At 61.2% G+C, this 11,762-nt stretch carries 12 protein-coding genes; 6 read left to right on the top strand and 6 right to left on the bottom strand.

Annotated features, from left to right (window positions below; all coding sequences use genetic code 11):
- Positions 1-38: 38 nt before the first annotated feature.
- Together P0111_02350 and P0111_02345 are read right to left on the bottom strand one after the other, a co-directional pair.
- Positions 39-287, bottom strand: a complete 249-nt coding sequence (locus P0111_02350) for a sulfurtransferase TusA family protein (protein ID MDF0642847.1) — start codon at positions 285-287, stop codon at positions 39-41.
- Positions 288-349: 62 nt separating this feature from the next.
- Positions 350-880: a DsrE/DsrF/DrsH-like family protein gene (locus tag P0111_02345; GenBank protein MDF0642846.1), complete on the bottom strand. Its 531-nt coding sequence runs from the start codon at positions 878-880 to the stop codon at positions 350-352.
- Between the two features lie 331 nt (positions 881-1,211).
- Between P0111_02345 and P0111_02340 the strand changes: the two genes are divergently transcribed.
- Positions 1,212-1,598, top strand: a complete 387-nt coding sequence (locus tag P0111_02340; GenBank protein MDF0642845.1) for a hypothetical protein — start codon at positions 1,212-1,214, stop codon at positions 1,596-1,598.
- Positions 1,599-1,600: 2 nt separating this feature from the next.
- Positions 1,601-2,263, top strand: coding sequence for a hypothetical protein (locus P0111_02335; protein ID MDF0642844.1), 663 nt, complete (start codon positions 1,601-1,603; stop codon positions 2,261-2,263).
- A 4-nt stretch (positions 2,264-2,267) separates the two neighbouring features.
- On the opposite strand, the gene P0111_02330 is transcribed toward P0111_02335, so the two are convergent.
- Positions 2,268-4,274 carry a cation:proton antiporter gene (locus tag P0111_02330; protein ID MDF0642843.1) on the bottom strand — a complete coding sequence of 669 codons (2,007 nt, stop codon included), beginning with the start codon at positions 4,272-4,274 and terminating at the stop codon, positions 2,268-2,270.
- Between the two features lie 101 nt (positions 4,275-4,375).
- On the opposite strand from P0111_02330, the gene P0111_02325 reads away from it, so the two are divergent.
- Together P0111_02325 and P0111_02320 are read left to right on the top strand one after the other, a co-directional pair.
- Positions 4,376-5,155 carry an HAD family phosphatase gene (locus tag P0111_02325; GenBank protein ID MDF0642842.1) on the top strand — a complete coding sequence of 260 codons (780 nt, stop codon included), beginning with the start codon at positions 4,376-4,378 and terminating at the stop codon, positions 5,153-5,155.
- A gap of 111 nt (positions 5,156-5,266) precedes the next feature.
- Positions 5,267-5,848, top strand: a complete 582-nt coding sequence (locus tag P0111_02320; protein ID MDF0642841.1) for a hypothetical protein — start codon at positions 5,267-5,269, stop codon at positions 5,846-5,848.
- Between the two features lie 239 nt (positions 5,849-6,087).
- Here P0111_02320 and P0111_02315 read toward each other — a convergent pair whose 3' ends face one another.
- The 3 genes from P0111_02315 to P0111_02305 form a co-directional block, all read right to left on the bottom strand.
- Positions 6,088-7,110, bottom strand: a complete 1,023-nt coding sequence (locus P0111_02315) for an NAD-dependent epimerase (GenBank protein MDF0642840.1) — start codon at positions 7,108-7,110, stop codon at positions 6,088-6,090.
- Positions 7,111-7,140: 30 nt separating this feature from the next.
- Positions 7,141-8,772 carry an MBL fold metallo-hydrolase gene (locus P0111_02310; protein ID MDF0642839.1) on the bottom strand — a complete coding sequence of 544 codons (1,632 nt, stop codon included), beginning with the start codon at positions 8,770-8,772 and terminating at the stop codon, positions 7,141-7,143.
- A gap of 256 nt (positions 8,773-9,028) precedes the next feature.
- Entirely contained in the window at positions 9,029-9,607 is a 579-nt protein-coding gene (locus P0111_02305; GenBank protein ID MDF0642838.1) for a VOC family protein, read from the bottom strand.
- Here P0111_02305 and P0111_02300 point away from each other — a divergent pair.
- A complete protein-coding gene (locus P0111_02300) occupies positions 9,606-10,424 on the top strand; it encodes an SUMF1/EgtB/PvdO family nonheme iron enzyme (protein MDF0642837.1) in 819 nt (272 codons plus the stop codon). The genes P0111_02305 and P0111_02300 overlap by 2 nt on opposite strands.
- 45 nt (positions 10,425-10,469) lie before the next feature.
- Entirely contained in the window at positions 10,470-11,741 is a 1,272-nt protein-coding gene (locus P0111_02295) for a uroporphyrinogen-III synthase (GenBank protein MDF0642836.1), read from the top strand.
- Positions 11,742-11,762: the final 21 nt, after the last annotated feature.

The following is an 11,762-nucleotide window of genomic DNA, read 5'->3' as shown; positions in this document are numbered from 1 at the left end:
GAACATGCCTCCGGCTTCATGCGCCCGTGAGGGAGGTACTACTTAGTCTTCTTCACAAAGGCTTTGTAGACGCGCCCGGACTGAGCCTGCTCCTCTTCGAGGCCCAGCATCTGGTGACCGGTCGTGTCGCACCAAGCCGGCATATCCTTCTTGATACCCTCGTCGTCGGACAGGACCTCAAGGATTTGCCCCAAAGCCAATTCCTTGATCTTCTTCGAGGTCATGATGATCGGCATGGGACAAAAGTACCCCAGTGTGTCGAGCGTCACATCAGCAATCATCATCATTGTGCTCCCGCCGCGACGGCATGAAACATTCCCGGCTCCGGCACGTCCATCTCGATACAGGTCTAAATGAAGAGATTGACACTGCCCTGCTTCGCCTCGGCTAGATACGTGGTTACACCCGCGAACTGGTCGACGCCGTCGATCAGGGTTTCCTTCGTGATCCCCATGAGTCCCATCGTGGTCGTGCAGGCGATGAATCGGACGCCAAGATCCATCGCCGTGGCGATCAGTTCAGGCACCCCCGGCATTCGGTGTTGTTTCATCACCTTGTGCATCATTCTGGTGCCAAGCCCGCCGAAATGAAAGCGGGACAGCGGAAGGGTCTCGGCGCCTCCCTGGTTCAATAACCCGAACATGCGCCGGAGCCAATCTCTTGCGGAACTTGTCGCCCCCTTCCGGCGGATCGCGTTCAACCCCCAGAAGGTGAAGAACATCGTGACCTGCATGCCCATCGCCGCGGCTCCGGTCGCGATGATGAAGGCAGCCATCGCACGATCAAGGTCGCCGCTAAGCAGCACGATCGTCACCCGGTCGGGTTTGGAGACTTGCAGATCCGATAAGGCGACCGCGGGATCCAGTTGTGTGGCAGTCATGGAGTCCCCCTTCTCGGCACACGCGCAAAATGCCTAGGTTTCTGTGGGATTTTGACTATAGTCTCCGCAACTTTTTCTTGTCAAGAAACGGCCGCCCCCACGAAAACAGACACCGTTCCACTTGAGAGGACCCGCTTCCCTTCCAGCTTCCCTTCCAGGTCGCTAAGCGGCTACGGCGGCGCGGAATCGGGTCCTGCCGGATGTGATATGAGCGCGATGCGCTCGGAGCGGAGAGCCGTTCGAGCGTCGCTTGACCTTCGAAACCTCGCTCGTTATAGTCCTATTCAGCTCAAACAGAGCCTCGACCGCTGGACTCCTGCGAGGCGATTGCGTGGAGTGCGCCTACCGCGGATGGCAAATCGATCCGAAGGGTCGAGGCCGGACGATCCCCTCCCAGGTCCAAGATTCTCCCGTCCACCCGGACAAGATCGGGGTCGCAACCTACCCCTGCAGGGAACGGGACGGATATGTATGGGTGTTCATTTCCGATCCGTCGCGACCGGAGCAACCCATTCTCGAAGTCCCGCCCCTGCCGCTGCCGGCTTCCCCTTTCCGAATGATCCACATCTCCACCGTGCTCGACTGCACGATCGACGACGGGAACACTCCGGCCAAGTGGTACTATAGACTCAAAGCGGCCCATCTCGACTCGGTGCAAACTGGACGGCCGTTCGACCATCCGCTGAAGGACCGCGTAACGCTTCGCTGGAGGAGTTGAGCATGTCGAGCGGCTCCCGACGCGTGAGGCCATTCATCCTGGCATTGCTGCTCGTTCTCATCCCGTTCGCCAGCGCCCATGCATTCGACAATCCCCGTCTGGCTTCGGTACCGGCCTTGGCCGTTCTGAGCGACGGGCGGACGGGAGTCGTCCATTACATCGCCATTCAGATCTCTTCCGATCCCGGAGCAGACGGACCGGTGATTCAGTTCAGCGAGATCAATTTGGGGGGAGGTTCGCTAGTGGGTGACGACTGGAAAGCGGGCGTCAGGCAGGCCGTGCTGACCGCCCTACGACATCTCGGGACGGACGGGCGTGACTGGGTGGTCACCATCAAGAATCGATCCCACAACGCCATGACCGACGGCATGAGCGCGAGCGGTGCGATCGCGGTTGGTATCATGGCGGCCTGGCGAGGCGAGACCATACGGCCCGGTGTGGCGCTGACCGGACAAATCGCGCCGAACGGCGACATCCTTGCCGTCGGCAGCGTCCCCCAGAAAGTTGAAGCGGCGGCACGAGAACAGTTCAAAACGGTGCTCGTGCCACGAGGACAATCCAACACGGCGGAATGGGACTTCAGCAGCCGGTCTCCACGGGTGACCATCCTCGAGGTGGGCACGTTGGATGACGCCTATCAAGCGATGGCCGGCCTGCCACGCTAAGCCGTTACTCGCGCGACGGCTCAACCAGAAGACTCATCGCCCGCCTGATCTGTTCACGCGCCCCCAGCAGCACCACGATATCGCCTCCCTTGAGCTTGGTCTTCAGAGGCGGATTGGACTCGGTGACGCCGGCACGGGTCCACGCGATGACGGAGGCTCCCGTGCGGGGACGGATCGCCAGATCGTCCAATGTTTTTCCCACAGAGGGCGCGTCCTCCTCGATCCGGCACGTCTCAACCTCTGCATCGGTGAGGGTCCCGCCTCTCAGATGATGGGCCAGCTCGGGTAGTTCGCTGCGGCGCAACAGCGCATAGCCCTCCCGTCGGATCTGTTCGGCCTTCCGCGTCACGAACTCCTGCGGCATGTCGTAGGTGCGTAAGACAAGCGCGAAGATCTCGATGGACGTTTCGAATTCTTCAGGCACGACGTCGTCGGCTCCCAGCTGATGCAGCTCCTCGAGCTCGCGCAGGTATCGCGTGCGTACGACCACGTGCAGTTTCGAATTGAGTCCCTTGGCCACTTGAACGGTCCGACGGGTGACGAACGGATCCGAGATGGCGACGACCAGCACTTTGGCATCCTCGATCTTCACGTGACGCAGCACGTTCGCGTTCGTGGCGTCTCCGTAGTACACCGGCACGCCGTGCTGCGCCTCCCGTCTGACCGTATCGCCGTCGAGATCCAAAGCGACGTACGGAATTTCCGTTTCGCTCAAGACACGCGCAAGATTCCGCCCGTTGAGCCCGTATCCGACGATAATGACATGATCCTTGATTCGGATGTGCTTCCCTTCCGCTTGCAACGCATGCGCGGTGGTGCGGGTGGGAAACCAATGCCGCAGGCGTTGCATCGCTTCGACGCGCCGCGCCATCGCCGGCGACCACTCCATCAAGAACGGCGTGATGATCATGGAGAGAACCGAGACCGCCAAGAACACCTGATAGGGATCTCCCCGCAACAGACCGCTCTCCTGCCCCTGTTGGGCCAGAAGAAAGCTGAACTCGCCCACTTGCGCCAGCGCCACACCGACCATCAGCGCCGAACGGAGCGGAACCTTCACCGCAAGGGCGGCAACCGCTCCGGCGACAAATTTCACCAGGAGGATGGCCCCCAGCAGTCCGGTGACCAGAAAGGGATGCTCGATCAGCACGCGCCAGTTCATGAGAATGCCGATCGAGACGAAGAACAGACTGTTGAAACTGTCGCGGAATGGAAGCACCTCCGCCATCGCCTGGTGACTGTACTCGGACTCCGAAATGACCAGGCCGGCAATGAAGGCGCCGAGGGCCAGGGAAAGGCCGCCCAGAGACGTTAGCCAAGCGATGCCCAGACAGAGCACGATGATCGTCAGGAGAAACAGCTCCCGACTCCGGCTTCGGACGATATGTTCCAGCAGCTTCGGAACGGCATACCAGGCCGCGGCCACAACGAGCCCGACCACCAGCGCAGACTTGCCCAACGTCGCGAGAGTCGAGAGGCCGGCTCCCTCGGCTGGACGGGCGAGAATGGGCGTCAGCAGCATCATCGGAACGACGGCAAGATCCTGAAAGATCAGGATGCCGATCGTGGCGCGGCCGTGGATCGAATCGCTGTCGCCGCGGTTCGCCAGCGTCTTCAAGACGATGGCCGTGCTGCTGAGTGAAAGCATGAATCCCCAGAACATTCCCTCCTGCCACCCAAGCCCGGTCGGCAGGACGGCCAGACAGGCCACGAACAGGACACCGCCGACCTGAATGGGCGCCGCAACCAGAAGCAGCCGTCGAAGGGACGCGAGTTGCACCAGTGAAAACTCAATCCCGATCGTGAAGAGGAGCAGCACGACGCCGATCTCGGCCAAGATCTGGACCGTTCCCACATCGGAAATGAGGTTCAACCCGTGCGGTCCGATCAGCGCCCCTGCGACGAGAAATCCGGCGATCGAGGGGAGCCTGAACTGGTGAAAGACGAAGACGACGGCGATCGACACCGAGAAAATGACGAGCAAATTGCCGAGTACACCATAGTCCGTCATAGCGATCCCCGCCCCGAGAGTGAAGCGGAGAATACCGCAGCATGGCCCAATGGACAAGGCAAAGCTTGCTCGGCCTGCAACCCATTTTGTAGAGTGTGCGGATGATACCGGACCTGCTTCAGGCGATCGGCGCGATCATTTTCGACTTCAACGGGGTGCTGGCCGATGACGAGACGCCTCATGTCCTGTGCTTTCAGCAGGCCCTGTCCGAGTTCAGCCTACCGCTGACGGTGGAGGACTACTACGGCAGGTACCTCGGTATGGATGAGCGGACCTGCGCCGCATGGCTGCTGAGAGAGCGAGGCGAGGGCCACAACGACGGCCTGCTCGACCGCGTCATTGCCAGGAAGGCCGAACTCTTCGCGCTCCGAACCGCCGACGACAAGCCGCCGTTGTTCGCCGGCGCGGCCGCATTCGTGAAGGCCGCCCGTGCCACATACCGGCTGGCCATCGCGTCGGGAGGCCGGCGCCATCAGATCGACCGAGCCCTCCAAGGAACCCCGATCGAGCGAGACTTCGACGTCATCGTCGCAGCCGAGGATTGCTCGATCGGAAAGCCCGATCCCGCCATTTATCGCATGACGCTCGCGTGCCTCAACAATGGTGGACATCCACCTTTGTCCGCCTCGAACTGTCTGGTGATCGAGGATTCACTTGCCGGTATCCGAGCCGCCCGACAAGCCGGCATGAAGGTCCTCGCAGTGGCGACGACCTATCCCGCCGAAAAGCTGTGCGAAGCCGATGGGGTATTGCCCGGCCTCTTAGGTCTCACGCCGGAAGCGGCGGTCGGCATGCTGACCGGAATCGGCCGGGACAGCCGCCTCGCACATCCGGCACCCATCACCGTACCCGCCACAGCGACCCCCTCGAAAGGTGAATAGACGCTGCGCGAGCCGGTGGCATAGCTTGTCGGCACCGATGGTGGATCGTTCGAAGTGGACGATTTGCACGTGTCAACGCTGATTGTCTTACGAATTCAGGGGAGGTGCTTTATGCGGCCACGCGATGTGTACCGGGTCGTGGCGACCATGGCGATGATGTGGGCGGTGACGCCGGCGATGTCGAATGCCTTGGAGCAGACGGACGTCGATCTCGGCACCATGTGGAGTTGTCCGCTCCCGGACGGCACCGTCCTCTATACCAATAAGGTCAGCAAGAACCGAGTCGGCTGCACGCCGATGGAATTGAAGCCTCTGTCGGTCGTGCCATCTCTGGAGTCGATGCCGACCTACCGCGCTCCGGTCGCCGCAGCCCCGCAATACGACGTGCCTCCGGTGGATCGGGCCGTCGGTCCGTCGGGATCGCCGGCGACGCCTGATTGGGCCAAGGACTGGCACGCCAGCGTGGCCTCATCCGGAACGGTGCATGCAGAGGTCTGCTCCATGTACAGCGAATGGCTTCACCTGAACCAGAAGACGCGAGGCGGGATGTTCTTCGGATCAGACCCGTCCTATGGAGGAGATCTCTCCGCACAGAATCAGCGGGGCCCCAGTTATTCCTTCTATGACAACACCCGCTGGCTGGCATTGAGCCGGATGTTCGGCACGGGATTCGTTCCGGTCGGCTGTCTCTAAGGCCTGAGTGCTGCCCGCCCCATCCGGGCAGCACGTTCCCTTTTCCACTGTCGGCGTGCTAGCCCTGCCATAAGATCTTGGAATGTTGTCGAGGAAGGTGCCGGATACGACGGCATTGCGACGCTGCGGCGCTGTTTTGGAGTCGCGCCCGGCCGATAGCGAGCGGCACAGAAACATTCAATGTGCGACGCACTATGGCCCGGTCGAGCCGGCGTGCCGTTCGTCAGACGAGATGCGCCCTAGACTTTATAGAACCCGCGATACCATTCAACAAAGCGCGGAATACCCACTTCGATCGGCGTCGCAGGCTTGAATCCGACGTCTCTCGCGAGGTCGTCGATGTCCGCATAGGTCGCCGGCACATCCCCCGACTGCAACGGCAGCAGCCGCTTCTCCGCTTTCTTGCCGACGGCCTGTTCCAACACCTCGATGAACCGCAGCAGCGCCACCGGCTGATGATTGCCGATGTTGTAGACCCGGGCGGGGGCTGAACTGGTTCCGGGATCCGGAGAGTCACCCGTCCACTGGGGATTCGGCTCCGCCGGCCGATCCAGCGTGCGTACGACCCCTTCGACGATGTCGTCGATATAGGTGAAATCACGACTCATCTTTCCATGGTTGAAGACGTCGATCGGCTCCCCTTCCAGGATGGCCTTCGTGAAAATGAAGAGCGCCATGTCGGGCCGCCCCCAAGGACCATAGACGGTGAAAAATCGGAGCCCGGTACAGGGAATGCGGTACAGATGCGCGTAAGAATGAGCCATCAACTCGTTGGCCTTTTTGCTGGCCGCATAGAGGGAGACCGGATGGTCTACATTGTCGTGTATGGAAAAGGGCATCTGGGTGTTGCCCCCGTAGACGGAGCTCGACGAGGCATAGACCAGGTGTTCGATCCTGCTACGCCGGCACCCTTCGAGCACGTTCATGAAGCCTTCGATGTTGCTGTCGGTATACGCATGGGGGTTGACCAGGGAATACCGGACGCCGGCCTGCGCCGCCAGATGAACGACCCGCTTGATCGGATGTTCGGCGAACAGCTCCTTCATGCCCAGCCGATTGGCCAGGTCGAGCTTCACGAACTGGTACCGGTCCAACGAGGCCAACTGGGCTAAACGCGCTTGCTTGAGTCGAACGTCATAGTAGTCGTTGATGTTGTCGAGGCCGATCACGGAATCGCCTCGCGCGATCAACCGCTTGACGACGTGGAAGCCGATAAAACCGCCGGCTCCCGTGACGAGAATCACTCTATTGGAATCACCCATCCGCCATCCTCTCCCTCGGCATGCCTGCCGCTACGACCGCCGCCCCGTCTGCATGAAGACCGGTTCTCCGAACGCCGCCGTGTATAAGGTCATCGGCTCAAGCCTTCCACCCGCCGACCGGACGTCGATCGTCCCCTCCTGGGTCAGCCGATACCGGTCGAATGCCTGGGCATAATGATACCCGCAACCTAGAGGAGCGAGAAAGGCTTTCAGATTTTCCGGAGGCTCCCAATGCGCCGTGAGCAGCGCCGTTCTCGCGGGATTTCTCCGACTGAACATAAAGGACAAGTGATCGGGGTACCAATCGGCACCTCCGGTGGCGTACGAGACAAGCGCTTTTGCGCGGGCCGCCGCGCAGATCTCGGCCAGGTATGCGTTGGTGAGGTAGCCGTTCTCGCCGATGTCGAGCCACTTGCCCGGATGGGACAGGGCCGCATGCGCGGCATGACTCCGGAGTTCCAGCAATTGCTGCTGCGAGGCGAACACGAGGGGGATCGGCCCGTACTTGTCGACCAGCCGGGCGAGAATATTCTCCTTCAGGGCGGAACGTCCGTCGTTGGTCGGACCGCTGTCGGCATGCACTAGAACATTGTAGCCTCGGTCGCTGATCAGATAACAGTTTCGCGGCATCTCCAGGTCACAGGGATCTTCCCCGTAGAACGGAACCGAGACGACGGCTCCTCCTTCGAAAGACCAGGCCTCGCCGTGAGCCAGCTCAATCACGTGAGCGAATCCCAACTCCCGGAGCAGCGACAGATAGTCGTAGAACAATTGCTTGCGGTTGCGCCGGCTCGGCACGATGATGGGCGTCTCCTTGGGAAGATGCAGGAGTGTGCGCGGGTCCACATGGTCGTCATGATCGTGGGTCAGGAACACGGCGGCCGGCTTGGGCAACAGCGGACCCCAGGGAGACGGCACGGACGATTCGGCGTACCAGGGCAGCAGCCAGGGGTCGAAGAGCAGCGCCTGCTCCTGTTGCCGATACAGCAAGGCGGCATGGCCGAGATGGACTGTGTCCTGATCCTGCACGGCTTCGAACCACTGCTGCCGGACCGCGACCTGGGGCGAGCTGACGAGACACTCATATTGATGGAAGGCCTCCATCAGTCGAATGAGCACGACCTGCGACTCCCGCGACGACGTGGAGACGACCGTCTTGATTTCTTCCACCTGTCGCGTGCCGTTCAGCATGCCGAGGACTTTCCCGATCACGGGACCGAGCGGGCGCTGCTCGAAGGCGATCGGGATCGCCTGCCGCCTCACCGAATGAAAAATCCGCAGTCCTCCGTTCGTCACCGTAGACGACTTCGTCGGATCAGTCGGAAACTCCCAGTGAAAGCTGCCGTCGGGCTTGCGCCCGCAGGCGATATGTCGTTGCAGATATGGCCGTGCGGCGACGAGTTCCGAATAGGCGTCTTCCAATCGTCGGCGGCGGTCCGGATCATCCAGGGGCGCCCGCTTGGAGAAGACATCGCTGATAGCGGTGTCGATGGAACTGGCGAGCAGGCTGTGCGCTTCATGAAGGCTCGCGATGACGTCGGAGCCCGCACCGCCGATGAAGGGAAAGGGACCGGGCGGCTCGCCGCTTTCCAACTGGACCCAGACCCACGGCACGAGACTCAGATAATGCTGCCTCGGATAGTAATCCCAGATGCGGCTCATAGCGTCGAGTGCCGAGTGCTGAGTGCTGAGACGAGGAGACTCGCTGTCATGTCAAACCTGTTCCGCGCGGCGGCGTTGGACGGCTGATATTAGACCGCCGAGAATAGGAGAAACTTCCTGTGCAAGGCTCATCAGACTGTGCAACCTGCAGCGTCAACATACCGGGTGTCACGAGCGACGTACGAATGCGAGGGGTGATAAGATCCTCGAACGTGCTTGCTGTGCATCCTCCCGGCACAATCGCCTTTCTCGGCACTCATGTCTCAGCACTGAACCGCAGCCTGCTGATGGTCGGTTCGTACAGCGCTTGAATGACGTTGCCGTCGGGATCGGAGAAGTAAAACGAGTAGCTGCCGTCTCGATGCTGCTTCGGTTTCTTGGTGATCGCTCCTCCCAGTGAGGCGAGCTTCGGCTCAATCGCGGCATACATGCGATCGACCGCTTGGGGGCTCTCGACGATCACGCCCAGATGATCCAACAGCTGCCCGGTCGCCGCAGAATAGGCCTGCAGTTCGCCCGGGCTGATTTGATGCAACGCCAGATTGTCCGTCCCGGAGCTGAAATACACATTGTCGGCATCCGGTTCCCATACCACCGCCATTCCCAACAGCTGCTCATAAAAGGCCCGGGAGCGTGTCAAGTTGGTGACGCGGAGCGCCACATGCCGCAAGCCACGATGAGCGGGAACATCCATACCGGTCTCTCCGCCCGTTATAGTAGGTAACGCCCGCTCCGTCGTCAATTCGATTTTCCGGCGCGGCTGATCCGGCTGCGAACCGTCGGACGGCTGTGTTACGATGCCGTGTACCAGCCATCCCAACAAGGAGAATTGCATGATGTGGTGTTCGCTCTCGTCGCTGATCGTCGCCGTCGTCTTGTGCCTACCTCCTGCAGCTTGCGCGGTCGACGCGGTATCGTCCGGGGGCGACGAGGCTCCGATGGTGGAGGTGCCGGCCGGACCGTTCCCGATGGGCGTGCCACCCGGAGATCGGGACGGAGGTCGGGATGAATACCCCCGCCACGAAGTCTACCTGGATTCCTACGAGATCGACCTCTACGAAGTGACCAATGCTCGGTATCAGGCATTTGTCAAAGCCACGGGCCACCGCGTGCCCCAAAACCCAAAGAATCCGACTAGGAATCTCTGGCAAGGCGAGACGGTTTCCGAGATGCTTGCCAACCGGCCGGTCGTAAACGTGGATTGGGCCGATGCGGACGCCTACTGTCACTGGGCGGGCAAACGACTGCCGACGGAAGCCGAATGGGAAAAGGCCGCCAAGGGCAATACCGACCACCGCTTCCCGTGGGGGAACGTCGAACCCACCAACAAGCATCTGAACTTCAATCAAAAATGGATCGGAGAAAAGACCCTCATGCCGGTCGGGAGTTATGAGGCGGGAAAGAGCCCCTACGGTGCCTACGACATGGCGGGAAACGTCTGGGAGTGGGTGCACGACTGGTACGATCCGCGGTATTACGAAAAAAGCCCCAGTAAGAATCCCAGAGGGCCCGACGACGGAACCAAGCGGGTGCTTCGCGGGTCCGGATGGCAGAATGAAACCCCCACGGTCCGCATTTTCACCCGCGTGGAGAGCGATCCAACCGTCCGGAACGAATCGACCGGCTTTCGTTGCGCGCGGGATGCGAAATAATGGTTTGCGCTGAGGATCCCTCTTCCGTCATGGTACAAGAAGGTCATGACTCGATCCGATCAGGCCGAGCTGCTCAGGACCAAGAGCCGGCAATTGGCCGTGGGCGTGCTCAAGCTATTCGGCACACTTCCGAGAACCCCTGAAACTCTGGCGCTCGAACCCTCGGTCGTCAAGGCAGCCGCCTTGTTGGCCGCGAGTTGCCGTTCTCTTGCCCGGTCAGCCTCGAAGACAGAGGACCCGGCCAGACGGCGCGATGCGGCGAACGACGCCGACCACTGCCTGTTCTGGCTGGACTTGCTCGGGGCGACCGTGACGGAGCACGAGCCGGCCATCCACCCTCTCCTCGAAGAACTGGCGGACGTCGTGGCACTGCTCTCTATCGACGGTGATCCCGACGAGCCTCGCTCCGTCGAAGCTCCTCTTGTGAGCCAGGCGCCGGTCTCCGAAGCGGTCAAGCCTCAGCCGGCAGACGGCGAGACGACCGGACGAACGCTGCGCATGCTGTCGTTCGAGAGCCGCATGGCTAAGGAGATGGGCCGGCTGATCGAGCACGCCGGCGGCACGCCGCTGGTGACCCCGGCCCTTCGCGAAATTCCCATTCCGCTCCAGGATAACGGCGCCGTCCTTCGGTTCGGCGTGAAACTCATGCTCCGCCAGATCGATATTCTGATCCTGCTCACCGGCGTCGGCACCAGAGCGCTGCTCGAAACCCTACAAATCCGCTACCCGCTCGCGCAACTCATTGACGCCCTGAAGCACACCATGATCGTGACACGAGGGCCGAAACCGCTGGCCGCGCTGAAACATATCGGCGTGGAATCGAATCTGACCGTGCCGGAACCGAATACCTGGCAGGACGTTGTCGCGACGCTCGACTATTACAGGCCTGTGCAGGGGTTGCGGATCGCCGTGCAGGAATACGGCATGTCCAATCCAGACCTGATCAACGATCTCAAAACCAGGGGAGCGGACGTCTTCGCCGTGCCGGTTTACCGATGGGCTATGCCGGTCGACACGGCGCCGCTTGCAGGAGCGATCGAGGAAATCGTACAGGGCGCGATCGACGTGCTGTTGGTGACGAACGCGGCTCAGATTGATCACGTCATGCAGTTGGTCGAGCGCACGGGCCGAACCGAGACCTTTCGAGCTGCCTGCCAGCGGCTGGTGGTGGCTTCCATCGGGCCCACCGCCAGCGAGCGCCTCAGGCACTACGACATCCCGGTCGACGTCGAACCCTCCCATCCGAAGATGGGCATCCTGGTCAAGGAAGCCGCGACAGTGGCGCCGGCCCTGCTCAAGAGAAAACGAGGCGCATAGATAATCAGGCGGGGGGGGAAA

Source organism: Nitrospira sp. (assembly GCA_029194535.1).
Classification (GTDB): Bacteria; Nitrospirota; Nitrospiria; order Nitrospirales; family Nitrospiraceae; genus Nitrospira_C.
Note: the sequence above shows the minus strand (reverse complement) of the source record. Positions and strands in the feature narration are given on the sequence as shown.

Excerpts from the sequence above, each read along its gene's own strand:
- P0111_02310 (MDF0642839.1), bottom strand. The coding sequence starts at position 8,772 with ATGAGCCGCATCTGGGATTACTATCCGAGGCAGCATTATCTGAGTCTC.
- P0111_02325 (MDF0642842.1), top strand. The coding sequence starts at position 4,376 with ATGATACCGGACCTGCTTCAGGCGATCGGCGCGATCATTTTCGACTTC.
- P0111_02320 (MDF0642841.1), top strand. The coding sequence starts at position 5,267 with ATGCGGCCACGCGATGTGTACCGGGTCGTGGCGACCATGGCGATGATG.
- P0111_02350 (MDF0642847.1), bottom strand. The coding sequence starts at position 287 with ATGATGATGATTGCTGATGTGACGCTCGACACACTGGGGTACTTTTGT.
- P0111_02335 (MDF0642844.1), top strand. The coding sequence starts at position 1,601 with ATGTCGAGCGGCTCCCGACGCGTGAGGCCATTCATCCTGGCATTGCTG.
- P0111_02305 (MDF0642838.1), bottom strand. The coding sequence starts at position 9,607 with ATGCAATTCTCCTTGTTGGGATGGCTGGTACACGGCATCGTAACACAG.
- P0111_02330 (MDF0642843.1), bottom strand. The coding sequence starts at position 4,274 with ATGACGGACTATGGTGTACTCGGCAATTTGCTCGTCATTTTCTCGGTG.
- P0111_02345 (MDF0642846.1), bottom strand. The coding sequence starts at position 880 with ATGACTGCCACACAACTGGATCCCGCGGTCGCCTTATCGGATCTGCAA.
- P0111_02295 (MDF0642836.1), top strand. The coding sequence starts at position 10,470 with ATGACTCGATCCGATCAGGCCGAGCTGCTCAGGACCAAGAGCCGGCAA.
- P0111_02315 (MDF0642840.1), bottom strand. The coding sequence starts at position 7,110 with ATGGGTGATTCCAATAGAGTGATTCTCGTCACGGGAGCCGGCGGTTTT.
- P0111_02300 (MDF0642837.1), top strand. The coding sequence starts at position 9,606 with ATGATGTGGTGTTCGCTCTCGTCGCTGATCGTCGCCGTCGTCTTGTGC.